This window comes from Azospirillum sp. TSO5, from assembly GCF_003116065.1.
In the GTDB taxonomy this organism is placed as follows: Bacteria; Pseudomonadota; Alphaproteobacteria; order Azospirillales; family Azospirillaceae; genus Azospirillum.
In genome coordinates this window covers 12,033-36,440 of record NZ_LGQY01000075.1, presented here as the reverse complement: position 1 = coordinate 36,440, position 24,408 = coordinate 12,033, and the positions used below count along the sequence as shown (strand labels likewise).

Annotated in this window: 21 protein-coding genes and 1 pseudogene; 6 read left to right on the top strand and 16 right to left on the bottom strand. The window is 67.4% G+C overall.

The features are described from left to right. From TSO5_RS19755 to TSO5_RS19745, 3 genes and pseudogenes are all read right to left on the bottom strand, one after another. Positions 1-215 (bottom strand): annotated as a pseudogene (locus TSO5_RS19755) (IS5/IS1182 family transposase); the annotation flags it as partial. 334 nt (positions 216-549) lie between these two features. Continuing rightward, entirely contained in the window at positions 550-1,041 is a 492-nt protein-coding gene (locus TSO5_RS19750) for a DoxX family protein (protein WP_247870838.1), read from the bottom strand. A 61-nt stretch (positions 1,042-1,102) separates the two neighbouring features. Then, positions 1,103-1,621 (bottom strand): DUF692 family multinuclear iron-containing protein, encoded by a 519-nt coding sequence (locus tag TSO5_RS19745; RefSeq protein ID WP_247870837.1) that lies wholly within the window; start codon positions 1,619-1,621, stop codon positions 1,103-1,105. On the opposite strand from TSO5_RS19745, the gene TSO5_RS19740 reads away from it, so the two are divergent. After that, entirely contained in the window at positions 1,600-2,361 is a 762-nt protein-coding gene (locus tag TSO5_RS19740) for a substrate binding domain-containing protein (protein WP_247870836.1), read from the top strand. The two genes, TSO5_RS19745 and TSO5_RS19740, sit on opposite strands and share 22 nt — an antisense overlap. 311 nt (positions 2,362-2,672) lie before the next feature. Here TSO5_RS19740 and TSO5_RS19735 read toward each other — a convergent pair whose 3' ends face one another. The 7 genes from TSO5_RS19735 to TSO5_RS19705 form a co-directional block, all read right to left on the bottom strand. Next, on the bottom strand, positions 2,673-3,542 hold the full coding sequence (locus tag TSO5_RS19735; protein ID WP_109153149.1) for a ParB/RepB/Spo0J family partition protein: 870 nt from the start codon (positions 3,540-3,542) through the stop codon (positions 2,673-2,675). Beyond that, on the bottom strand, positions 3,532-4,560 hold the full coding sequence (locus TSO5_RS19730; RefSeq protein ID WP_109153148.1) for an AAA family ATPase: 1,029 nt from the start codon (positions 4,558-4,560) through the stop codon (positions 3,532-3,534). The genes TSO5_RS19735 and TSO5_RS19730 overlap by 11 nt, the downstream gene beginning before the upstream one ends. Before the next feature lie 175 nt (positions 4,561-4,735). Continuing rightward, positions 4,736-5,671, bottom strand: a complete 936-nt coding sequence (locus TSO5_RS19725) for a replication protein RepA (protein WP_109153147.1) — start codon at positions 5,669-5,671, stop codon at positions 4,736-4,738. A 357-nt stretch (positions 5,672-6,028) separates the two neighbouring features. Next, the gene (locus tag TSO5_RS19720; RefSeq protein ID WP_247870835.1) at positions 6,029-9,478 is read right to left on the bottom strand and encodes a DEAD/DEAH box helicase; all 3,450 of its coding nucleotides are present in this window, start codon (positions 9,476-9,478) and stop codon (positions 6,029-6,031) included. A 415-nt stretch (positions 9,479-9,893) separates the two neighbouring features. Continuing rightward, positions 9,894-10,499, bottom strand: coding sequence for a hypothetical protein (locus TSO5_RS19715; protein ID WP_109153145.1), 606 nt, complete (start codon positions 10,497-10,499; stop codon positions 9,894-9,896). Then, a complete protein-coding gene (locus tag TSO5_RS19710) occupies positions 10,492-11,121 on the bottom strand; it encodes a ParA family protein (protein ID WP_158282455.1) in 630 nt (209 codons plus the stop codon). Before TSO5_RS19710 ends, TSO5_RS19715 begins: the two co-directional genes overlap by 8 nt. Positions 11,122-11,228: 107 nt before the next feature. Then, on the bottom strand, positions 11,229-12,095 hold the full coding sequence (locus TSO5_RS19705) for an NmrA family NAD(P)-binding protein (RefSeq protein WP_109153143.1): 867 nt from the start codon (positions 12,093-12,095) through the stop codon (positions 11,229-11,231). A gap of 105 nt (positions 12,096-12,200) precedes the next feature. Between TSO5_RS19705 and TSO5_RS19700 the strand changes: the two genes are divergently transcribed. Further along, complete coding sequence (locus tag TSO5_RS19700) at positions 12,201-13,094, top strand: LysR family transcriptional regulator (protein WP_109153142.1); 894 nt, start codon at positions 12,201-12,203, stop codon at positions 13,092-13,094. Here the strand turns inward: TSO5_RS19700 and TSO5_RS19695 are convergent. Then, positions 13,079-14,005 (bottom strand): LysR family transcriptional regulator, encoded by a 927-nt coding sequence (locus tag TSO5_RS19695; RefSeq protein WP_109153141.1) that lies wholly within the window; start codon positions 14,003-14,005, stop codon positions 13,079-13,081. The genes TSO5_RS19700 and TSO5_RS19695 overlap by 16 nt on opposite strands. Positions 14,006-14,128: 123 nt before the next feature. Between TSO5_RS19695 and TSO5_RS19690 the strand changes: the two genes are divergently transcribed. Then, positions 14,129-14,881: an SDR family oxidoreductase gene (locus TSO5_RS19690; RefSeq protein ID WP_109153152.1), complete on the top strand. Its 753-nt coding sequence runs from the start codon at positions 14,129-14,131 to the stop codon at positions 14,879-14,881. 32 nt (positions 14,882-14,913) lie between these two features. Further along, a complete protein-coding gene (locus tag TSO5_RS19685) occupies positions 14,914-15,639 on the top strand; it encodes an SDR family oxidoreductase (RefSeq protein WP_109153140.1) in 726 nt (241 codons plus the stop codon). 25 nt (positions 15,640-15,664) lie between these two features. Here TSO5_RS19685 and TSO5_RS19680 read toward each other — a convergent pair whose 3' ends face one another. After that, positions 15,665-16,588 carry a LysR family transcriptional regulator gene (locus tag TSO5_RS19680; protein ID WP_109153139.1) on the bottom strand — a complete coding sequence of 308 codons (924 nt, stop codon included), beginning with the start codon at positions 16,586-16,588 and terminating at the stop codon, positions 15,665-15,667. Positions 16,589-16,701: 113 nt separating this feature from the next. Here TSO5_RS19680 and TSO5_RS19675 point away from each other — a divergent pair, with 113 nt between their 5' ends. Beyond that, on the top strand, positions 16,702-18,138 hold the full coding sequence (locus TSO5_RS19675) for an MFS transporter (protein WP_109153138.1): 1,437 nt from the start codon (positions 16,702-16,704) through the stop codon (positions 18,136-18,138). On the opposite strand, the gene TSO5_RS19670 is transcribed toward TSO5_RS19675, so the two are convergent. Continuing rightward, entirely contained in the window at positions 18,119-18,583 is a 465-nt protein-coding gene (locus TSO5_RS19670) for a nuclear transport factor 2 family protein (RefSeq protein ID WP_109153137.1), read from the bottom strand. The two genes, TSO5_RS19675 and TSO5_RS19670, sit on opposite strands and share 20 nt — an antisense overlap. A 446-nt stretch (positions 18,584-19,029) precedes the next feature. On the opposite strand from TSO5_RS19670, the gene TSO5_RS19665 reads away from it, so the two are divergent. After that, entirely contained in the window at positions 19,030-19,974 is a 945-nt protein-coding gene (locus TSO5_RS19665) for a 3-hydroxyacyl-CoA dehydrogenase NAD-binding domain-containing protein (RefSeq protein WP_109153136.1), read from the top strand. Between the two features lie 72 nt (positions 19,975-20,046). On the opposite strand, the gene uxuA is transcribed toward TSO5_RS19665, so the two are convergent. The 3 genes from uxuA to TSO5_RS19650 all read right to left on the bottom strand — a co-directional run bounded on the left by uxuA (position 20,047) and on the right by TSO5_RS19650 (position 24,347). Then, positions 20,047-21,237: a mannonate dehydratase gene (uxuA, locus tag TSO5_RS19660; protein ID WP_109153135.1), complete on the bottom strand. Its 1,191-nt coding sequence runs from the start codon at positions 21,235-21,237 to the stop codon at positions 20,047-20,049. A gap of 53 nt (positions 21,238-21,290) precedes the next feature. Further along, a complete protein-coding gene (locus TSO5_RS19655; protein WP_109153134.1) occupies positions 21,291-22,814 on the bottom strand; it encodes a mannitol dehydrogenase family protein in 1,524 nt (507 codons plus the stop codon). 159 nt (positions 22,815-22,973) lie between these two features. Continuing rightward, a complete protein-coding gene (locus tag TSO5_RS19650) occupies positions 22,974-24,347 on the bottom strand; it encodes an MFS transporter (RefSeq protein WP_109153133.1) in 1,374 nt (457 codons plus the stop codon). Between the last annotated feature and the right edge of the window lie 61 nt (positions 24,348-24,408).

Below are 24,408 nucleotides of genomic sequence, written 5' to 3'. Positions count from 1 at the left end.
GTCCGAGCGCGGAGGCTGCGGCCGCTCAGCGGCTTGTACCTCAACATCGACACCTCGACGAGAGATCGCCTTCCGTACCGGACCGCCTGCTGCCAGCCGAGCCGTCCGCATTCTGCGATCATCTGGATGTGCTGGTCGCGCTGCGTGGGCGCGCTTGCGGCGGTGTCGTTGGGCACCGCGGTCGCGCGCGGTGGGATGATCACTTCCGCTTCGGGCGTATCACCGCGCCGGCGAAGCGCCGCGTCGTATGCCGCCCAATTCTCCACACGATAGCGGGCCTTCGGGATCTTGTGGCGGCGGGGCTCATTGGCCTTATACAGCATCGGAGGCGCGGCTTCAGCGGGCCGCCTCTATACCCGCTTGGCCTCCCGAACACCACCGGCCCGGCCATCTTGCACCAACGTCCGGTGACGATGCTGACCGCTAGGACCGGCAGCTGGGCGACCAAATCGGACGATAGAAGCCAGCCGAGTTGGGCGATCCGCCGATGTCCCCGTTGCCCCCGTGTATCGGGGGCAGCGGGATGCGTGGTGGTCATGGGCGGCCTCCTTAGCGACGGCTGACGTTCAAGAGCCAATGGTCGAGCGACAGCCGTCCGCCGCCACGCAGGATCAGCCCGGTGAGCAGCAGCATCCAGAAGTAATGCTGCGGGTTGCTGAAGGCCGGGTTTTCGGCGCCCGGCATGAACTGGATCACCAGCGCCATCGCCAGCAGCGGCACCGCCGCCAGCCGCGTCGCCAGCCCCAGCACCAGCAGGATCGACATGGTCAGCTCGGTGGCCGCGGCCAGCAACACGGCGACGTCCACCGGCAGCAGCGGCACCCGGTATTCCTCCTGGAATAGGAAGAGCGTCGCCTGCCAGTCGCCGATCTTCTGCAGGCCGGAGCGGAAGAAGATCGACGCCATCGTCAGCCGGACCGCGAGGTCGAGCAGCGGTACGGCATGACGGTCGAGCCATCCGGCGACATGGTCACGACTCTCCGGCAGGCGACCGAACCGGGTGGGAGGCTGCCCGAACCTTGCGGACGATGATCGCGGCAATGGCGATCACCGCGGAGCAGGAAGGCGGCAAAGTCGCCGCTGGAGCCCCGCCAGTTTCGTGTCAGCCGGCACAATGGACATTCGGCATCTTCAGCGCTTGTATCGTCACATCCAGCAGCCGTTGCGCCCTGCCCTCCTCTTCCAGCACGCCGTCGAGCGGCGGCTGGTCGTTGTCCCATTCGATCAGCACCGGCCGCCGGCCGATGCGCTCCAGCACGTCGGCGTAGAGACCCATCACGGCCTCGCCGACGGCGCTGCCATGGTCATCAATCAGCAACTCCTCGCCGCCGATGGTCATGCGGGCATGACCGGCCAGATGCAGGTCGCCGATCGTGGCCACCGGAATGGCGTCGAGCCATGCAGACCGGTCGAAACCGAGTTTGACCGATGAGACATAGAGATTGTTGACGTCCAGCAGCAGGCCGCAGCCGGTGCGGGCGGCCAGTTCCGTCAGGAATTCGGCTTCGGGAATGGTGCTTTCGGCGAAGGTGATGCAGGCCGCCGGATTCTCGACCAGGATGGGCCGGCTGCTGGCGCGCACGACGCGGCGAGATGTGGGTGGCGCCGCTGCTGCCCTCATACCTGCGCCGTTACCCCGGCGTGTCGCTGGAGGCCAGCCTGAGCGACCGCGTGCCGCGGCTGATCGACGACGGATTCGATCTGGCGATCCGCGCCGGGCGGCTTGCCGATTCCACCCTGATCGCCCGCCGACTGCGGCCTCTGCGCCGCCATATGGTGGCCAGTCCGGACTATCTGGACTGCCGGGGGGAGCCACAGTCGCCGTCCGACCTCGCCCGCCATGATTGCCTGACTCTGCTGTCAGGCTCCGGCCGGACGGAGTGGGAGTTCCTGGTCGGCGACCGGCGCGAAATCCTGCATCCGGCCGGCGGCATCCAGACCGACAGCCTGTGGCTGCTGCGTCATGCCGCGGTGGATGGGCTGGGGCTGGCACGGTTGGCCGACTTCATCGTCGAGGACGACATTCGCACCGGCCGCCTGGTGCCGGTCTTGACGGGGTTGGAGGTGACGGACGAGGCCATCCATGCCGTCTATCCGGCGACCCGCCATGTCTCGCCGAAGGTGCGCAGCTTCATCGAACATCTGCTGGCCGGGCCGAGCGGACAGGGTGCCACGGCCTACCCCTCGGCGCCCGCAGACACGGGGCATGATGCGGACGACCGTCGAAGCGATCTTGCCCGCGCTTGGTGTTCGCCTGCACCGAGGCCCGACACAATCGACGGCAAGCCCACTCGGGAGATTGGCCAATCTCGCCGAACAGGCCGCATAGCTCGTCGCCTTTCCCTGGAAGGCGTGGACTGAAACGATATCAACGGCGGAGGGACAGAAGATACTCGCCTTGATGCGACTGTTTTGCTTGCCTCCGATGTTGAACAGAGCGTTCCGGTCAGGGCCAAGTCGATGCTACGACGATCTCGGCCGGCGCGGTCACCGGAACGCTGTCCACCGTGGTCATAGTCCGTCGGACGGCGGCGGAGAAAATGCCCGACGGCCGCAAAACTCCGGCAGCGGCCGCCCGGTTCAGGATCTCTAGGAGAAGGGGAGGGCGTTATTAGACGTCTAATAGCATCGAGATCGGCAAGGCCCCGGCTTATTAGACGTCTAATAGAGTGTCACTCACCGAGCAGCGTATCGATGGCTATGCGCAGCGCGCGCAGAGCCTCACGGTCGGCATCGTCGAGCCGGCTGCCTCCGTCGCTGAGATCGCGCAAGCTTGCTACTCCCTTATGCAGCGCCCGCAGCGTCGTTCGGTGCGCGGCGGGGGCAGGGGAGGGGGCTTTGCGCTGTTGCTTGGCCTCGCGCACTGCCTTCACCGTAAGGCCGGCCTTCGCACGCTCCCACAGCCGGGCCTGCAGTGTGGCGTCCCCGAGTTCGGACAGCTCCATCAGCACCGAAACCGACACATGACTCTGCTGCGGCGCATCCTCCTGGATCGCCGCCGGCAGCCGCAGGATGCCGAGCAGCCGGGCCACGTACTCTTGCGATTTGCCGATCAGCACCGCCGCCTGTTCCTGCGTCAGCCCTTTGTCCTCGACCAGCCGCTCCAGCGAGCGAGCGACGTCGATGGCGTGCAGGTCGACGCGCTGGACGTTCTCGATCAGCGCCAACGCCTGGGCGTCGTCGGTGTCGAGCACCAGCGCCGGAATGGTATCGCGGTCGAGCTGGCGGAAGGCCCAGTAGCGCCGCTCGCCGGCGATGATCATGAAGCGGTCGACGGTGATCTCGCGGACGTTGATCGGCTGAAGCAGTCCCTTCTGCTCGATCGACGCGGCCAGCGTCGCGATGTCGGCCTCCTGGGCGTTGCGCCGCGGCTGATCGGGATCGGGTTCGATCTGGCCGAGCGGGATTTCCCGGAAGCGCATCTTGCCGCTCAGTCCGAACAGCGCCCGGTTGCTGGTCCCGCCACCGCCGGCGGCGGCGCGGCTGATCGTCCGCTTCAGCAGTCCGGTGTTGGCGACATCGAGCCCCTTCTTAGACGCCATGGCCAACCTCCGCCCGCGCCAGCGCCAACAGCGCCTCGGTGATTTCCTGGTAACTGTCCGCTCCCGCGGAATTCGGGTTCATCGCCAGCCCCGGCCGGCCGGCCAATACGCTCTTGGTGTAATCGGCGGCCCGGCGCACCGGCGCGAACAGGCGCAGGTTCTCCGAGGCGACCATCGCCTGCAGCTCGGTCAGGATCTGCTCGTCCTGCAGCCGGCGCGGGCTGAACATCGTCGGCAGGATACCGAGGATCCGCAGCCGCGGGTTGACCAGCTCGCGCACGCCGGCGATGGTCTCGAACAGCTGGGGAATGCCCATCAGCGACAGCATCTCCGTCTGGGTCGGGATGAGAAGCTGGTCGGCGGCGTTCAGCACCGACACGGTCAGTTCGCCCAGATGCGGCGGGCAGTCGAGAATGATGAAGTCGTAATGGCCGGACAGCTGGGCGATCTTGGCGCGCAGGATCAGCGTGCCGTTCGGCTGGCGCAGCAGTTCGCGGTCGGCCGCCGCCAACGAGATGGAGGAGGGCAGCAGGTCGAAGGCGCCGTCGCACACCGGGGTGACGAATTCCCGCAGTGGGCGGGTCGAGCGTAGCGCGTGGGTCAGCGTCTCCTTGACCACCTCGCGCTCGTGCGGGTCGACGCCGAGATGGACGGTCGCGTTGGCCTGCGGATCGCAGTCGACCAGCAGCACCCGCTGGCCCTGCCTGCTCAGAAGCCACGCGACATTCACACAGGTCGTCGTCTTGCCGACCCCGCCCTTCTGGTTTGCGGCGCACAGGACGAGCGGAGCGTTGCGGGGGCTGGAAGCGGCCGGTATGCCCACCGGGCTGGTCGACGCCTTCAGGGCTGCGCCGACGGTTTGCGGAATCCGCTCCGCTCCGGTTTCCCAGCGGGAGATTTTGGCGCGGTCATAACGGCGGCCGAGCCGCTCGTTGAGCCAGACCACCAACTCCTGCTGATTCATGCCGCGGTCTTCGCGGTAGCGGCGCAGTTCCTCGCCGCTCATCTCATGCGCCATAGGGTATCGCTCACTCCGGGAGGTGAATCCGCGGAACGATGAGCGATGTTGACGGCACTGTCAACCGATGTGCATCTTGCTGTGCAGCACGCGCCATGCTTGACGGCGCCGTGCCCAAGGAAGCCTTATCGCGTACTCTTGCGAGGTCTCATCGCAAGAGTACGTGGCCCTCCGGTCATCGCAAGAGTGCGAACTGCCGTTCCGGCACCGGCGGGCGGGAAGGGTGGAGGACGAGGCCGGCATCGTCGATGCTGACCTTCGCATCGGGGTAGACCGCCAGGGCCGCTTTCAAGGCGTCCTGAAAGCGCGGCTTGAACTGGAAAATGTTCTTGTAGCCTGCGCCGAACTGGCCATGCAGGGCGGTCCAGGTCACCGGCGTGGCGGTCCCCAGCACATGCAAGCGGTAGGCTAGCCAGATATAAATGTCGATCGCCATCGATTTGTTGGAGATCAGCTTGATCGCCGGCTCCCACACCGGCACCGGATGCTCGCGCAAGGCTTTGAAGAAGCTGTCGGACAGGCGCACCGTGTCCACCCACAGGCGCAATTGCTGGTCGTCGTCGGTGTCGTAGAGCTGGATGCCGCCCTTGACGATGGTGTCCTTGGCAAATTCGGCCTTCTTGCCCTGGCGTTCCCAGATGAAGGTCAGATTGCAGGCACTGATCCGGTTCGCCTGTTCCTTGACGTCACGGTACGACTTGCCGCCGGTGGAAACGTTCATCCGGCTCATCCAGTCGCGCATGGACGCGCCCAGTTCGACCTCCGGGCTGCCGGTTTGGATGGCACGGGTCTGCAGGTAAAGCAGGATGAGACGGGCGCGCGAGCCGTAAGGGACGCCGAACAAACGCGTCGTTCCATCATTGTCTGGCAGGCGGCCGGGCTCGATGATCAGCTTGACCTTGTGTCCGGGGCGCTCCCAATGCTGCTCGTCCGGCAACGCCTTGTGTGGCAGGCTGGTCAGGCAGAACCCGGCATAGGTGATGCCGAGAGCCTTGCTCTCGGTCGCCAGTGCTTCGGCCGCCAGATCGACGAAGGGGCGCTCCTGTTCCGGGACGAGACGGCGGGCATCGTCGGCGCCATGCGTCCTGATCAGTTCGTGAAGCGTACCCACGGGTCATCCCTCCTGCCAGAGCTGTCAGGAGTGTGACCTGTCGGGCTATGAACCGCAACGCGTACTCTTGAGAGCATAGCTAGTAGAAATCCTATTTGAGACTCTATTAGTTGATTCATCGCAAGAGTACGGGGGAAAAGCCGAGTCGGCCCGAGTCGCCGATCGCAAGAGTGCGCATCGGCATCGCAACAATACGCGGGACAAGCCGGCGCCGCTGCGTGCCTGGGCGATTCATCATCGCAAGAGTACGCAGCCGGCCTGCGAATCGGACATCGGCAAGGCCGGCGGCCGGCGTGTTCATCGCAAGAGTACGCGGGCGACGGTGCGGGGTCCTGTGGCAACCCTTTCCTGCCGGCATCATTCGTCGATCGGAGCCAGCAGGAAATCGAGGTCGTCGGCGGTCAACAGGTCATCGGCGGTCTGGCCCTGGTCGTAGACCGCCTCGCCCAGCCGGCGCTTGCGCTCCTGTAGCTGTACCATGCGTTCCTCCACCGTGCCGGTGGTGACCAGCTTGTAGACGAAGACCGGCTTGTCCTGGCCGATGCGGTGGGCGCGATCGGTCGCCTGGTCCTCCACCGCCGGATTCCACCAGGGATCATAGTGGATCACCGTGTCGGCGGCGGTCAGGTTCAGTCCGGTGCCGCCGGCCTTCAGGCTGATGAGGAACAGCGGCACCTCGCCCGCCTGGAAACGCCTGATCGGCGTCTCGCGGTCCCTGGTGTCGCCGGTCAGCTCGACGAAGGGGATGGACAGCCGTGCCATTTCCGGCTTGATCAGGTCGAGCATCGAGGTGAACTGCGAAAACAGCAGGATGCGCCGACCATCGGCCAACAGCTCCGGCAGCATTTCCACAAGCCGGTCCAGCTTCGCCGACTCCGCTCCCTTCGTCACCCGCTTGCGGGCGCTTTCCAGCTTGACCAGCCTGGGATCGCAGCAGACCTGCCGCAGTTTCAGCAGCGCATCCAGGATGGTGATGCGGCTGCGCGCCAGCCCCTTGCGCGCCACCTCGTCACGCACGCGCTGGTCCATGGTCAGGCGGATGGTCTCGTAGAGGTCGCGCTGGCCGCCGCCGGGCTCCACCGTCTCCAGGATTTCGGTCTTGGGCGGCAGCTCCGCCGCCACCTCCTCCTTGGTCCGGCGCAGCAGGAAGGGGCGAACGCGGCGCGCGAGCACGCGCTGGCGGTCTGCATCGCCATGTTTTTCGATGGGCGTGCGGAACGTCTTCCGATAGCCGGTGCGGTCGCCGAACAGCGAAGGTACGCTGACCGCGAACAGCGCCCACAGCTCGTCCAGGGTGTTCTCCACCGGGGTGCCGGTCAGGCACAGGCGCTGGCGGGCCTGCAGTGCCTGCGCCGCCTTGCTCGCCTGACCGCCGGGGTTCTTGAGATATTGCGCTTCGTCGAAGATCGCCAGATGCCAGGGCTGGGCCGTCAGCACCTCGCGGTCGCGCGGCAGCAGGGCGTAGGAGGTCACCACCAGATCATATTCGGCCAGCGACCCGTGAGCCGTCTTGCGCTGCGGACCGTGCAGGACCAGCATCCGCAAGGCCGGTGCGAAGCGTTGCACCTCCGCCCGCCAGTTGCCGAGCACGCTGGTCGGCGCCACCAGCAGGCTGGGGCGGTCGAGCCGGCCGGCCTCCTTTTCCACCAGCAGATGGGCCAATGCCTGCAGCGTCTTGCCCAGCCCCATGTCGTCGGCCAGGATGCCGCCGAAGCCGTGGGCGCCGAGGAACTGCAGCCAATCGAGCCCGGCCTGCTGATAAGGGCGCAAGCTGGCGCGCAGCGCCTGCGGCGGCGCGACTGCCGGCACGCCACCCGCCTCGCGCAGGGCCTTGGCCATGCCGCGCACGGCGTCGGCGCCGAGCAGTGGAATGCCGGCAGCCGACGCGGCTTCCTCCAGCGCCGACAGGTCGCCCAGGTGGGACCGGCCGATGCGCAGATCGCCGCCGCCGGGCTGCAGGCCGAACAGCTCCATCAGCACGCCGATCATCGGCGCCACCCGCTCCACCGCCAGCGGCAGGTAACGGGTCCCGCCGATCCGCACGAACATCGTTCCGGACGGCGCCAACCGCTCCAGCACCGCCGCCAGCCCCGGCGCCTGCGCCGGTGATCGGCCATCCGTCCCGTCGGCATCGTCGTCCTCATCAACGTCATCGTCGAAGAAGTCCTCGTCGAAGACACCGTCATCGAGCAGGGCCGGACCGATGCGCGCCAGCGCGTCGATCACCTCGCGCAGCACCGGCAGCAGGTCGATGCGCTCGCCACCGATGTCGACGCCGAGCGACAGACCGAACCAATCGATTCCGGAACCGTCCTCGACCTCGAACGCCCAATCCTTCGGCGCCTCCAGAACCTCGAACGGGAAACCGGGAGCGATCTCGATGGTCCAGCCGGCGGCCCGAAGGTCGGGAAGCACCGAATGGCAGAAGCTCAACCAAACCGACTGTTGAGCGAATTCGTCGCCGGGGACGGCGAACAGCTCGTGGCGGGCGCGGGAGGCGCCATCGATGCCGAGCGGCAGCGTCCTGTTGGCGAAGCCGGCATCCTTCAGCCGCTCGATCGCCTTCTTTTCCTCTTTCGGCTGAGGCTCGGCGGTGACGAGAACACCGTTCTCCATCCATTGCAGCGGCGGCCCTCGGTCCTTCCAATGCAGGCGGGTGCCTGAATAGTCGAAGTACAGGTCGGCGACCGGGAGTTCCATCATCCCCGTCATCCCGTAGACCGGCTGGTGCAGGAAAGGCGACCCCGGCAGCCGGGCCACGCCCAGCCGCAGCACCGGCCGCGGCAGGACATGGCGCCGTTCCGCCCGCGCCGGGGACTCCGGCAGTACCGGCAACCGGTCGCCGAGACGTTCCGCTTCGGCGCGAAAGGCGGCCACTTCGCCCGGCGGCAGCGGCGGGGCCGTCAGCAGCGCAACCGCGATGTGCGGCGACACCGCTGTCGCGTCGACCGGGCCGCAGGTGGCGTTCGCAGGGTCGACATAGAGCAGCGGGGCAGTCGGCAGCACGATGGCCGGCGGCGTTTCGGCGGCGTCTGGCCCAACCATGATGGTGAAGCGCTGGCGTCCGGCGCCGTCCGTCTCCCAGCGCGGTGTTCCGGGCAGCGCAGGGCCCGCCTGCAGCGGCGCGCCCTTGCGGAAATCCTGCCAATGCAGCCGGCCGGTGGGCAGCATGCGTTCGATCAGCCAGGGGGCGACCTCGGCCGGCAGCCGGAACCCGTGTGAGCCGGTCTCTGCATTGCGCGATACGGCATTCATCAGCGCGTGATCCGCCGGGGTGACGAACTTCGCCGAACTCAGGGTGCGGAACTGATAGGCATCATAAGCCTTGTCGTCGTTCCCGAACTGCCCATCCTTGCGCAGGGTGACCGAAAGGATGTGGAGCAGCAGCTTGCGGTCGCCGGATGGCGTCTCATCCAGCCGAAGAACATAGAGCAGGCGCTTGCGGACGGAGTCGGGATATTGGTTTGCCGCTTCGCGCTGTGCCGCCGCGGTCAGCCGCGACAGCAAATCCATCACCGGTGCCGAGAGGCCGTGTTGCGCCGGGGCGGTCTGGTCCTGAGCGGCAGCAGCGGTCGGCGCCGGCAATGAGGGGCCGGGCCGGGGCGAGGTTGGCCGTTCGGGCAGCCTGCTGGCGGTGATGGCGGCGCGTTCGGCCCAGGCCAGCAGCGCCGCGGCGACATGCTTGCAATTGTAACCCACCGGACAGTCGCATTCGCCATCCACCTGTTGCAGCACGCCATCGGCGATTTTGACGATGATATCCTGACGATAGAGCGCGCGACCCGAGCCCCGGACCGCCGACGTCACGCTCCAGTCATCTCCCCGCCGCAACTGAGCCTCAACGGTTCCGACGCGGCCGTCCCGCCAATATTGTCGCCCCCGTTCGAGAGAGCCTGAATCGATGAAGCGGCGCAGGTCGGACAAGGCGAACACGCGGCACGTCTCCTGTTGCGTGTACAAATGTGGCGCATTATCTGCGGCGGATCTCTTGATCGCAAGCGGCAGCGGCCGTGTCCCGGAGCGTGGTGAAGGAGTCGGTGTTTCTCAGCGGCTGCGGTGCGGAGCCGGGCGATGGACGAGCTTTGCGGTGGTCCGCAGTGGCGAGGAGTTTTAGGCCTGCGTACGGAACCACGCCCAATCGAGGCCGGCGTACAGCTTCGCAAGACACAGCCGGAGTTCACTGTTGCTCGATGCCGTCCTCGGCAGCCGGAACCGTACGCCGTCACGCGAGGGCGGAAAGCTCCCGGTCGATGTCGGCGACACGGGCAAGGAGCCGCTGTCTTTCCGCTTTCAGCATCGCCCGGCGGTCGTCATCGCGCTGTGCTGCGTTCGTCCGGATGCGCCGCTTGAAAGCGACGATCTCGGTGCGGCGCATGTCGGGGCGGATCACGCCTTCGGCGACGGCCTGGGCGCGCTCCGTGTCGGACAGCGTTGCGGCATGATAGACCACCGAATAGCCGGCGGCCTCGACGCCCGGCGGCAACAGGCCGGCGGTTACCGCGCGGTAGGCGGTCATGATCTGGCTGCGGACGACTTTGCCGAATCGAAGGCGCTCGATCACATGGGCAAACTGCTCCGCCGAAAGCTTCTTCTGCGCTTCTTCCAGATAGCGTCCGATGGCAAGAAAGCTTTTCTGTGCCTCCTCCCACAAGCGGTCGATGGTCTCGACATACTCGTCCGGGGTCGTGGGTTCCGGGGGCAGCGAGTCATCATGGCCGGACGGCCTCTGGAAGGATGGGCGGTTCGACGGCAGGCGTTGTGCCAGCGGGGCGATGGACCGTTTGATCTCGTCCGCGTCGAACAGTTTGAGAGGGGGCCGCTTAGCCATGATCCGCCTCCATCAGGGACGCCACTTCGGCGGCGATGGCGCCGAAGTCTTCGCGCGCCTCAGGTGCCGCGAGCGGAGCACCATTCCAGGAGGCCTGCTGATAGGCGGTGCGGGCCGGCAGGTCGGCGTGCAGCACCGGCACGCCCATCACCTCGAGCTGGGCGCGGGTGTGCCCGGTCACCTGGGCACGCCGGTTGACCTGGGTCAGCACGGCGGCGTGGAGGATTTTGCGGCGGACCATCTTGCCGGCCGATTCGATCAGTTCCTGGGTGCGCACCGCCTCGACCACGTCCTTCCGGTCGGTCTTGCACGGAATCATGACGAAGTCCGCGGCGCTGATGGCGTACAGCATGCCTCTCTGCAGGGCGCCGGCCACATCGATCAGCACATAGTCGGAGCGTTCGACCGCGCCGGCCACGCTGTCGATCACCGCTTCCTCCTCGACCGGCGTGCACGGGATGCCGTTTCGCGGATCGGACAGCCAGTCGTGAAGGTTGCGGTTGGGATCGGTGTCGATGCATTCCACACTTCGGCCTTGCCTGCGGAGAAGGTCGGCGAGGCCGGCCGCCAGAGTGGTTTTCCCCGAACCACCTTTGGTGGTGGCTATTGCGATTACGGGCACGGTGCCGCTCCGAGTTTGACCGGTCAAACAAGGTGCAAGTTGCGGGAAAGCGGTGCCGGGTGTCAACCGGATGGGAAGATGTGCACCGGGGCGGAGGTCGTGGATCCTCAGCCGGCGGCGATCGTGGCGGCGAAGCTGCGGTAGCTGTGCAGCGGGCGTCCCAGCAGGGCGGTCAGACGTTCGACGTCGCCGGCATCGGGGATCATCCCGTCGCTGACATAGCGCTCGGCCATCAGGCGCATCTCATAGGCGGTCCATTTCGGCATGAAGGACGCCATGGTCTGCTCGAACCCGCTCGGATCGTCGCCGCCATAGACCACGGTGCGGCCCAGCAGATCGGACCAGATCGCGGCCACCTGCGGACCGGTCAGCGTGTCGGGGCCGACCAGATTGATGGTCTCGACCGGCAGCTTTCCCGGCGCCCGGTCACGACGGATCAGCTCGATGGCCGCGATTTCCGCGATGTCCCGCGCATCGACCATGGCGACGCCCTTGCTACCGATCGGCATTGGGTAGACGCCGTGGTTCAGGACGACGTCCTTGATCATCACCTCGTTGTCGATGAAGTAGGTCGGGCGCAGGATGGTGGCGCTGAAACCCATCTGGTCGAGCATGCGCTCGGCACCGAACTTCACTGCGAAATGCGGCACGTTCACCGCGCGATCGGCTTCGAACACCGACAGATAGACGACCCGCTCGACACCCGCCTCGCGGGCGATGTTCAGGGTGATGAGCGCCTGGGTGAATTCATCGCCGGTGACGGCGTTCAACAGGAACAGGGTGCGGACATCGCGGAAGGCGGTACGCAGCGCATCGATGTCCAGCATGTCGCCCCGGGCGATCTCCACCCCGGCGGAGAAGGCGGCCTTCGACGGGTCGCGGGTCAGCACGCGCACGTCGGCGCCGCGCTTCACCAGCTGGTCGACGACATTGCGGCCAACGCGGCCGGTGGCTCCGGTAACGAGGATGGTCATGGGGATCACTCCGGTTTCGGTGTCAGAAGATGTCCTTGACAATAGCGATCCACGGCAGGCCCGATAGGCACCGGATTTGGACGCACCGTCTCATTGGTGGAACGGATGGACCTGCTTGCCCTGGCTGACTTCAATCTGGTCGCCCGCCATGGCGGGTTCGGTAAGGCCGCGCGTGCGGCCGGGCGCCCGAAGGCGACTCTGTCGCGGCGGGTGGCCGAGTTGGAGGCGAGCCTCGACCTGCGTCTGTTCGAGCGGGGCAGCCGTTCACTGAAACTCACGGCGGAGGGAAGTGCCCTGTTCGAGCGGACGGGCGTATTGCTGACCGAGCTTGACGAGACGGCGAAGGCGATTGCCTCCGGTGGCCAGAGCCCCCGCGGCCGGCTGCGGATCAGCGCACCGCTGCTGTTCTCGCAGACCGCTATGGGCAAGCTGGCGGCGGGATTCCTGTGCAAATACCCGGAGGTCCGGCTTGAGATCACCACGGAAGACCGGGCCGTCGACATGATCGAAGAAACCTATGATCTGGTCATCCGCGTCAATCCGAACCCCGATGCAAGCCTCGTCGGCCGCATCTTCCTTCGTGACCGGCTGGTCGTGGCGGCGGGCCCTGATCTGCCGCCGCCCACCGGCCGCGATACCGTTCCCGCCGTCACCCGCGGATCGCTGGGCCAGCCGGAGATATGGGAGGTGACGACACCCTCGGGGCCGGCAAGCATCGCGGTCGAGCCGGTTCTCAGCCTTTCCTCGTTCGTCATGATCCGCGATGCAGTTCGCATGGGTGTGGGGGCGGCCCGCCTGCCGCTGTCGCTCGCCAGCCCCGATCTGGCCGCCGGCAGGCTGGTGAGTTGGGGCGATGTGATCGGGCATGAGACGGCGCTGTGGGTCCTCTATCCGACACGGCGGCTGCTCAACGCCCGCGTTTCCGCCTTTCTCGATTATCTGAAAGCGGCCTTTCCGCAAGGGACCGCGGCCGAACTCGCTGCCTATGTCGAGGGGTGAAGCTGTCCGGTCTTCGGTCCTTCGCGGTGGCGCCGGACATGGTCGATCAGGGCGCGGAGCTTGGGCGTCACGGTGCGCCGGCTTGGGAAATACAGGAAGAAGCCGGCGAAGGGCGGCAACCAGTCGTCGAGGATCGAGACGAGTTCCCCGCGTTCGAGATAGGGCTGGAACGTCTCCTCCATGCCGAAGGTGATGCCGGCGCCGGCGAGCGCCGTGCGCAGCATCAGCAGCATGTCGTTGGTGGTGATCTGCGGCTCTACCGAGACGTCGAAGGCGTGCCCGTCCTTTTCGAACTCCCAGCGGTAGGGTGCGGTGTCCGGCTGTGGTCGCCAGCCGATGCAGCGGTGGCGGACGAGATCACGCGGGTGCTCCGGCGTGCCGTGACGCGCCAGATAGCTTGGCGTCGCCACCGCGATCTGGCGCTGGTCGCCGGTCAGCGGCACCGCGATCATGTCGCGCTCGATCACCTCGCCCAGACGCACGCCGGCGTCGAAGCCGGCGGCGACGATGTCGAACTCCAGATCCGTCACCGTCACGTCGAGCGTGACGCCGGGGTACGCTTCGCTGAAGGAGGCGATCAGCGGTCCGGACAGGAACCGCTCGGCGATCGAGGTGACGGCGATCCGCAGCATTCCGCGGGGCTCCTCCGCCGAGCCGGACGCCGCGTCGATAGCGCCCGCGATCTCGGCCAGAGGGGCGGAGACCCGTGCCAGGAACCGCTCGCCGGCTTCGGTCAGCCGCACGCTGCGGGTGGTGCGCAGGAAAAGCGCCTGCCCGAGAGCGGCCTCCAGCCGCTGCACGCCTTGGCTGACCGCCGAGCGCGTCACGCCAAGGCGGTCAGCCGCCGCACGGAAATTGCCGGTCTCCGCCACCGCGGTGAACAGGGTCAACAGGTTCAGGTCGATCTGCATTGGTTAGCCGCTCTAACCACACTGTCCAATTCTTAGCAAGTTATCTCGACAGCGGTCCACTGCCACCTTCTGGGCATGGATGGCGGGCGCACAAATCGCTCCGCCGGATTTATGGAGATCGCAATGACCAACCTGCCAAACTCTTATGATCTGACCGGCAAGGTGGCGCTGGTGACCGGCGCCCGTCGCGGCATCGGACGCGCCGTGCTCGACCTGCTGCGGGCTCGTGGCGCGCGGATCGTCGCGTCCGACCTGTCCGACGAGGTCCGGTCGCTGGAATCCGCCGACATCGCCACCCTGGTCGGCGACGTGTCCGACGAGGAGCTTGCGCGGCGCTCGGTCGATCTCGCACGCGAGCGCTTCGGCCGGCTTGACATCCTCGTCTGCAATGCCGGACGCACCCTGAACAAGCCGCTGAGCGAGACCTCGGTCGAGGAGTACGACCGCATCTTCCAGATCAACGCCCGCGGCGCCTTCGTCACGATCCGCGCCGCGGTGCCGCTGATGGAGGAGGGCGGCGGCGGTGCCGTCGTCATCAACTCCTCGCTGTCGGCAACGACTGCCTTCCCGACGCAGGCCGCCTACGCCTCGTCCAAGGCGGCATCGGCGCAGCTCGCCCGCATCGTCGCCGTCGAATATGGCCGCCGCGGCATCCGCTGCAACGTGGTCCTGCCCGGCGTCATCGACACCGACATCATGGAGGGCGTGGTCGAGAACGGCCGGGAGATGCTGCGGAGCTTCGGCGACGCCCATCCGGTCGGGCGCATCGGCCGGCCGGAGGAGGTGGCTGAGGCCATCGCCTTCCTTGCCTCGCCGGCCTCCAGCTTCATCACCGGCGCACAGCTCTTCGTCGACGGCGGCTACACGGCGCAGTGACCGCCGCAATCAACGAACCACAGGAGACAGCCATGACCATCGATCAGGTCGTTCTCATCACCGGTGCCTCCAGCGGCATCGGCGAAGCCACCGCGCGCGTCCTCGCCGAGGCCGGCGCCACCCTGATGCTGGGGGCGCGGCGGACCGACCGGCTCGACACGCTCGTCCGGGAAATCATGGCGAAGGGCGGCAGGGCCGCCGCCTGTGCCCTCGACGTCACCGACCGTGCCAGCATGGAAGGCTTCGTCGCCGAGGCGCGCGAACGCTTCGGCCGGATCGACGTCCTCGTCAACAATGCCGGCGTGATGCCGCTGTCCCCGCTCGCCTCGCTGAAGGTCGAGGAATGGGACCGCATGATCGACGTCAACATCCGCGGCGTCCTCCACGGCATCGCGGCCGTCCTGCCGGTCATGGAGGCGCAGGGGAGCGGACACGTCGTCAACATCGGTTCGGTCGGCAGTTTCGAGGTGGTGCCGACCTCCGCCGTCTACAGCGCGACCAAGTTCGCGGTGCGGGCAATCACCGACGGCTTGCGCCAGGAAAGCGAAACGATCCGCACGACCTGCATTTATCCCGGCGTGACCCGCTCCGAACTCGCCGACACCATTACCGACGAAACGGCCGCGCGGGCGATGGTGGAGTACCGCCGCAACGCGATCGAACCCGAGGCGATCGGGCGGGCCATCCTCTTCGCCATCGAACAGCCGCGGGAGGTCGGGGTCAATGAGATCACCGTCCGCCCGGTAGCCCGGCGCTAGGGGCAGGGTAGGGCACGCCGATTCATCAGCCACTTGTCCCCGCCGGGGCTCCGTCGTCGGTCCCCCGGCAGGCGGCGAGCACCTGTCCGCGCAGCCAGCGGTGGGCCGGATCGGCATCCTGGCGCGGGTGCCACATCTGGGTCACCGTGACGTCCCCCATGGGCACCGGAAGCGGGAAGGTGCGAACCCCGGCTATGCCGGAGGCGACCTGCCGCTCCGACACCAGGGCAACGAGGTCCGACGCGCGGACGATCGCCAGGGCGGCCGGGAAGCTCGGCACCACGGCGACCACCTTGCGGGAGAGGCCGAGGGTGGCAAGGGCATCATCCACCTGATCCCTCGCCCGGCCGCTGCGCGAGGTAACCACATGGCCGCAGGCGGCATACCGGTCGGCCGTCACCGCCTCCTGCAGCGTCAGCGGATGGCCGTCCCGCACGGCGCCGACCAGCCGGTCGCCGAGCAGTTTCTGCACCTTCAGCTCGGGCGCGGTTTCCGCATGGGCGCCGATCTCCAGATCGATGCGGCCATCGCGAAGCGCCTGCACACCCCGATCCGTCCTAGGTGCGAACCGCAGCAGAACGCCCGGCGCTTCTGCAGTGACCCGGCTGACCAACCGGGCGGCGAAGACCTCGATGAAGCTCTCGCTGGCGCGCAGGGTGAAGGTGCGTTCCAGCCCGGCAATGTCGATCGCCACCGCCGGGCGCAGCGCCGCGCGCACTTCGTCGGCGAGATCATGCACCCGCGCCCGCAGCTGGATGGCCCGCGGCGTCGGGACCAGCCCGCGTCCGGCCCGGACGAGCAGCGGATCCCCGGTGGCGTCCCGCAGGCGCGCCAATGTGCGGCTCATGGCGGAATCGCTGAGACCGAGCCGTCGGGCGGCATTGACCACGCTGCCTTCCGCAAGCAGTGCATCCAGCGCGACGAGGAGGTTGAAATCGGGATCGGCCATGGGCACAAACGCTAACACATGGCGTATCATGCAGGAATACTCTGCATGGGCTGCGTCTACCGCCATGTCGCGGCGTCGCCATACTGGTCTCCGAGACTTCCTGGAGACATGCAATGCCCCCATCCACTGCCGCCCGGCCGGCCGTTTCCCCACCGTCGGAGGGGCTGTCGGGCTTCCGCCGCGTCGCCGCCGTCGTGTCCATTCTGACGGCTCTCGTGCTCGTCGTGCTCGATGGCGCCGTCGTCAACATTGCCTTGCCGACCATCGCCGACACGCTGGGTGTTGCGCCGGCCGAGTCCGTTTGGATCGTTACCGGCTACCAGCTGGCGCTCGTGGTCGCGCTGTTGCCGGCGGGTGCCCTCGGCGAGAGCCTGGGGTATCGGAAGGTGTTCGCCGGCGGCGTGCTCCTCTTCACCGCCGCTTCGGCCGGCTGCGCCCTGGCGCCGACGCTTCCCTGGCTGGTCGCCGCAAGGCTGATACAGGGCCTGGGCGGCGCCGCGGTGATGTCGCTTGCCGTCGCCCTGTTGCGCTTCGTCTATCCGCCGCGGCTGCTGGGGGCTGCCATCGGCTGGAATGCCTTGGTCATCGCCCTGTCGTCGGCGGCGGGGCCGACCGTCGGGGCGGCCATCCTCGCCATCGCCCCCTGGCCGGTGCTGTTCGCCGTCAACATCCCGATCGGCGTCATCGTGCTGCTGACCGCACGCGCATTGCCCGCGGTCGAGGGGGTGAAGCGCCGGATCGACCCCGTCAGCGTTGCCCTCAACGCCGGCTTCTTCGTGGCGCTGGTGATGGGAGCCGAGACCGTCGCGTCCCAGGTTGGGGCGGGCGGCGCCCTGCTGCTGGTCGCGGCGCTCTGCCTTGCCGGCCTGATCCGGCGGGAACACGGACAGGAGGCGCCGCTGGTCCCGCTGGACCTGCTGCGGGTGCGCTCCTTCCGCCTGTCGGTGGTCGCCTCCGTCCTCTGCTTCACGGGCCAGATGGCGAGCACCGTGGCGCTGCCCTTCTACCTGCAGAACGGGCTGGGGCAGGACGCCTTCACCGCCGGGCTGTTCATGGTGCCGTGGCCACTCGCGACCGCCGTCGCGGCGCCGGTCGCGGGCCGGCTTTCCGATCGCCTGCCGACGGGCTGGCTGTGCGCCGGCGGCGGTCTGCTGCTTGCCGCCGGGCTCGCCCTGTCGGCACTCTGGCCGCTCCAGCGTGACCCGCTGCCCCTGCTGGCCTTCATGGTGATCAGCGGCTTCGGCTTCGGCCTGTTCCAGACGCCCAACAATCGCAACATGCTGCTCACGGTGCCGAAGGCGCGCAGCGGTGCCGCCGGAGGGATGCAGGGCACCGCAAGGCTGGTCGGGCAGACCGCCGGTGCGGTGACCATGACACTGCTCTTTTCCCTGATTTCCGGTCCAGTGGAGGCGCCCCGGATCGGGCTTGCCGTGGCGGCCGTCCTCACCCTGGCGGGTGGCATCGCAAGCCTGCTCCGCGTGCCGGCGGACGTTGGAACGACCCAGCCGTTTCTATCGGCGAAGGTCGGGGTCAGAAGCCGAAATGGCTGAGGCCGGGATGATCGTCGGGCCGGCGGCCGAGCGGCCAATGGAACTTGCGCTCCGTCTCGGCGATCGGGTGTTCGTTGATGCTGGCGTGCCGGGCCCGCATCAGCCCGTCCTCGGCGAATTCCCAGTTCTCGTTGCCGTAGGCACGGAACCACTGGCCGCTGTCGTCGTGATATTCGTAGGCGTAACGCACGGCGATGCGGTTCCCGGCAAAGGCCCAAAGCTCCTTGATCAGCCGGTAGCCAAGCTCCTTGTTCCACTTCCGGGTCAGGAAGGCCTGGATTTCGGCGCGTCCGATCACGAACTCGGCGCGGTTCCGCCACCGGCTGTCCTCGATATAGGCGAGAGCGACCTTCGCCGGATCGCGGCTGTTCCAGCCATCCTCAGCGAGCCGGACTTTTTCGATGGCGGACGCTTCGGTGAAGGGGGGAAGCGGCGGACGGGACATGGCGGGTTCCTTCGGGTTGGATGAAAGCAAAGCAGGGAAGGGAGCGAGCGATCCGGTGGACGGGACCGTTCCCCACCGCCAGACTGCTGCATCCGCAGGACGGCGGGAATGACCGGCCTTGGCATTTCATTATTGCGTTGGATGAAATGATCCGCCCCGCCGTTCGCCCATACGGGGAGTCGCGTATTTCGGTGGATCGGCGGCTCCCCGCATGCGCCGCTCCATGCCCCGTCACGCGGTGAGACCGAGATGATTGAACAAGCTGGCGCGAAGGCTGACAGGACCCCCCACACGGGCGTCGCCCGGTTCCAACGCGTTCTTTTACCTGTGAGATTTTGCTGTATGATGCATCATAACGATGCAGTGGCGGGCGAAGTCCAACTCCGGCCGCACTGTGTTTCCGTATCCCCAATCTTGGCCGACATCACCGCGCAGGAGAGTTCCCAATGCCGTCATCCCCGCTGCCGATCTCATCCGTTGCGGTGCTTGGCTGCGGACTGATCGGGCAGAGCTGGTCGGCGCTGTTTCTGGCCCATGGGCTGGATGTGGTCGCCTGGGATCCCGACGGCGGCGTGCTGGCCGCCCTGCCGGAACGCGTGGAGCCGCTGCTCGGGCAATTGCGGGCGCTCGGGCCCACGGCCGACCGGCCCGGCCGCCTGTCCGTCGCGCCATCGGTCGCCGAGGCAGTCCGGGGCGCCGCGTGGATTCAGGAGAACGCGCCCGAGAAAACCACCATCAAGCATGCACTCTATGCCGAGGTGGAGGCCGCGGCTGCGCCCGACGCGGTGATCGCCAGCAGCACTTCCTCGCTGACCTGGACCGATCTGGCGGCAGGCGTGGCGCGGCGCGACCGTTTCATCACCGCCCATCCCTTCAATCCGCCGCATCTGATGCCGCTGGTCGAACTGTTCGCCGGCAATGCGGAGACGTTGAGCCGGGCCGAGAGTTTCTATCGCGGTGTCGGCCGCGTGACGGTGGCGCTGAAGAAGGATGCGGTGGGCCACATCGCCAACCGTCTGGCCTCCGCGCTATGGCGCGAAGCGGTGAACATCGTCGCGGAGGGCATCGCCGATGTCGCCGACGTCGATGCCGCGCTGGTGCATGGTCCCGGCCTGCGCTGGTCGGTGATCGGTGCCCACATGGCTTATCACCTGGGCGGTGGACCCGGCGGCATCGCCCATTACCTCGACCATCTCGGGCCGAGCCAGGAACGGCGCTGGGCGACTCTCGGCACCCCGAGCCTGACGCCCGAAGTTTGCCGTCTGCTGGTCGACGGCATCGCACAGGAAGCCGCCGGCCGCTCCGTCGCCACGCTGGAGGCCGAACGCGACCGCGGGCTGATGCTGGCGCTGGCCGCCCGGCGGAAGGCCGGGGAGGGAGAGAGCGCGTAAAGGTCGAGATGACCGCCTGTGCCCGGATCGCGGGGCCCCTTCCCCCGCACTGGAGAGGGACCCCGCCACCGGTCACGCCAGCCGCTTTTCGCGGAAGGCCTCGATGGTGCGCATGACGCCACGCAGTTCGGCCAGACCCTTCAAACGCCCGACGAAGGAATAGCCGGGGTTCATCGTCTGTCCGATGTCGTCGCCCAGCAGATGGCCGTGATCGGGGCGCATTGGGATCTGGGCGTCGGCGCGGCCGGACCGCTTGCGGCGGGCCTCCTCGTCGATCATCGCCGCAGCCACGCCGATCAGGTCGGTGTCGCCGCCGAGATGGTCAGCCTCGTAGAAGGAGCCGTCGGGCTCGTGCGTGGTGTTGCGCAGATGGACGAAATGGATGCGCGGGGCGAACTCCTTTGCCATCGCCACCAGATCGTTCTTCGGGTTGGACCCGAAGGAGCCCGTGCACAGGGTCAGGCCACAGGCCTCCTGCGGCACGGCGTCGAACAGCGCCCGGACATCCTCGGCGGTGGACATGACGCGCGGCAATCCGAAGATGGGGAAGGACGGGTCGTCGGGGTGGATGCACAGACGCACCCCTTCTTCCTCGGCGACGGGCGTGATCTCGCGCAGGAATTCGATCAGGTTGGCGCGCAGATCCTCCACGCCGATCTGCTGGTACAGCTCCAGCATGCCGCGGAAGCTGTCGCGGTCATAAGCGAAGTCGCGGGCCGGCAGCCAGTCGATCAGGTTGCGCTCCAGTTCGGCGACCTGCTCCTCGGTCATCGCCTCGAACCGCGCCTTGGTGGCGGCGATGTGGGCGGGGTCGTAGCTGGCCTCCGCATTGCGGCGCTTCAGCACGAACAGGTCGTAGGCGGCGAAATCGACGCTGTCGTAGCGCAGGGCATACCCGCCGTTCGGCAGCCGGTGCATCAGGTTGGTCCGGCTCCAGTCGGTGATGACCATGAAGTTGTAGCAGATCACCGGGATACCGGCGCGGGCGACATTGCGGATCGACTGCTTGTAATTGTCGATCTTGGTGCGGTAGTCGCCGGTGCGGGTCTTGATTTCCTCGCCGACGCCGATGCTTTCCACCACCGCCCAGGTCAGGCCGGCGGCCTCGATCATGGCGCGGCGCTTCTGGATCTCCTCAGGAGTCCAGACGCTGCCCTGATTCATGTGGTGCAGCGCCGTGACGATGCCGGTCGCACCGGCCTGACGGGCCTTCTCCAAGGTGACGGGATCGTCCGGGCCGAACCAGCGCCAGGTTTCCTGCATGATGGGGTCCTTTCAAATTCGGGTGCGGTGGCGGGCTTGATGGCCGCCGCAAGTCATGGGGTGGCGAGGAAGGCGGTCAGCGTCCGCTGCCCACCCGCGTTCATCAGGCTGTCGAGGTGGTGGACGACTTGCCGGCGGAAGGCGTTTTCGGCCACCAGTTCGGGGGCGAAGATGTCCTCGATGGCGAACAGAGCCACCGCCAGCGCGCCGGCATCGCCGGAATGGACGCGGGCAATGCGGGTCAGCGCCGCCGCCATCGGGTCCGCGACCGTGTATCCGTTGCCGGCCTCGTCCTTTTCCAGCAGGAAGCGCATCCAGGCGGCGACGGCCAGCGGGATCACCACCGGCGCCTTGCCGGCGGCGAACAGCTCCCGCGCCGGTTCCAGCAGGCGGGGCGGCAGCTTCTGCGAGCCGTCCGACGAGATCTGGATGGTGCGGTGGCGGATGCCGGGATTGCGGAAGCGCGCTTCCAGCGCCGCCGTATAGGCGGGGATGTCGGTTCCCGGCACCGGCGGCAGGGTGGGGATCAGATCCTCCGCCCACAGACGGCGCATGACGGCCGGCAGCTGCGGGTCGGCCATGGCGTCGGCAATGGTCTCGATCCCGGCGATCACCGACAGGTAGGCCAGCAGCGAATGGGCGCCGTTCAGGCAGCGCAGCTTCATCAGCTCGAACGGGTGGACATCCTCGACCAGGATGGCGCCGGCCTTTTCCCAGGCCGGGCGGCCGAGCGGAAAGCGGTCCTCGATCACCCACTGCTTGAAGGGCTCGCTCACCACCGGCCATGCATCGGCGCAGCCGGTCGCTTCCTCCACCGTGGCGCGGTCGGCGTCCTGGGTGGCGGGGGTGATGCGGTCGACCATGGTGCAGGGGAAGCTGACCTGCCCGGCGATGTAGGTGGCAAGCTCCGGATCGCACAGCTCGGCATAGCGCACGACGATGCCGCGCACCTTGACACCGTTCTGGGCGAGGTTGTCGCAGACCAGCACGGTGAAGGGAGGCACTCCGGCGGCGCGACGGCGGCGGATCGCTTCCGCCAGCAGGCCGGGAACGCTGTGCGGGTTGGTGGGGTCGGCAAGGTCGGCGCGGATCAGCGGATGCGCCTCGTCCAGCGAACCGGTGGCGGCATCCTGGCAATAGCCCTTTTCCGTAACCGTCAGGGTGACGATCCGGATTTCCGGCTTCGCCATCAGGGCCAACACCTCGCCCAGTTGATCGGCGGTCGCCAGCGCGTCGAGGAAGGAGCCGACGACGCGCAGCCGGTCGCGGTTCTCCTCGCGCACCAGCAGGGTGTAGAGGCAATCCTGCGGCTTCAGCGCGTCGCGGATCGCGGGGGACAGCGGGTCGACGCCGACGATGCCCCAGCTCCGGTCGCCGGTCGCCAGCACGTCGTCGGTGTAGGTGGCGAGATGGGCGCGACAGAAGGCGCCGAGGCCGATATGGACGATGCCCGGCGTCACCGCGGCGCGGTCGTAGGCGGGACGCTGGACGGTCAGGGGCAGGCGGTCAATGGTGGCAGTGGATAGGCGGGTTCGTGAAGGACGGGCCGCCAGCAGGGCGGTGTTCGCGTCGGGCATGGTGGGCTCCGGTTCGCGGCGGTCGCTGCGGTCTCCCCGTCCGCTGCCCTTGGGGTCAGTGCGGGTGGCCGGTGCACCGTCATTCGGTAAAGCTGTTGGTCGCTGGTGAGGACTCCGGGGCAGGGCGCCCCGGAGTGGCGAGGTGGAGTGCAGGCGAGGTCAGACCTCGATCCCGGCCGGGGTCTTGCCCGATCCGGTCTTCGGCAGGATCAGATGCATGATCGCCAGACCGACGAGGTAGAGCACCGACGCGATGCCGAACAGCACCTGATAGTTGCCGTTGGTGGCGTCCAGCAGGCGGCCGACGCCCATCGACACGAACATACCGACGAAATAGGCGCAGAAGCCGCCGATGCCGACCACCGATCCCACCGCATTGCGCGGCATGGTGTCTGACACGATGGTGTAGACGTTGGCCGAATAGCCCTGGTGGGCGGAGGCGGCGATGCCGATCAGCAGAACGGCGAGCCACATGTTGGACACGGTCGACGCGAAGAACACCGGCAGCACGCACAGGCCGCAGACCAGGAAGGTCAGCTTGCGGGCGCGCAGGGGCTTCATACCGCGCTTGATCAGGTGGGAGGAGAACCAGCCGCCGCCGACGCTGCCGAAATCCGCCATGGTGTAGATGATGATCAGCGGCAGCATCGCCCCGAACAGGTTGACGCCGTACTGCTTGTTCAGGAAGCCGGGAACCCAGTTCAGGTAGAACCACCAGACCGGAGCCGAGAAGCAGGTGCCGGCGATGTTCGCCCAGGTGCCGCGATAGCTCAGCAGCTTGATCCAGGGAATGTTCTCCTGCGGCTCCACCGGATCGCTGCGGATATAGGCCAGTTCCTCGGCCGTCAGCTTCGGATGCTCTTCCGGCTTGCGGTAGATCAGCAGCCAGGCGATGACCCAGAAGAAGCCGATGCCGCCGGTGACCAGGAAGGCGGCCTGCCAGCCATAGAGGGCGAGCAGGATCGGTACCAGGATCGGCGCCACGACCGCGCCGACGTTGGAGCCGGCGTTGAAGATGCCGGTGGCGAGCGCCCGTTCCTTGGCCGGGAACCACTCCGACACCGCTTTGATCGAGGCCGGGAAATTGCCCCCCTCGGTCAGGCCGAGGCCGGCGCGCGCCACCTTGAAGCCAAGGACGCTGCCCATCAGGGCATGGACGCAGGCGAAGAAGCTCCAGCCGGCGACCGCGGCCGGCAGGCCGATGCGGATGCCGACCTTGTCCATAAGCCGGCCGCAGCCGACATAGCCGAAGGCATAGGCCAGCGAGAAGGCGGCGACGATGTCGCCGAAGTCTGACTCGGTCCAGCCCATGTCGCCCATCAGCGTGGACTTCAGCAGGCCCAGCACCTGCCGGTCCATATAGTTGATGGTGGTCGAGAAGAAGAGCAGGCCGCAGATGGTCCAGCGGTAGCGGCCGATGGCCTTGCTTACCGTGACCGCCGCTTTGCCCGCCGCGTTGCCGATGCCGCCGGCCTTGCGGCCTAGTTCCGCCGACTGGCCGGGTGGGGCGTCGGCAATAGTCTGTTCGCTCATGATTGGCATCTCCAGCCAGGACGCACGCCGCCGCCGGTCATTGCGCAGGATTCGCGCACCG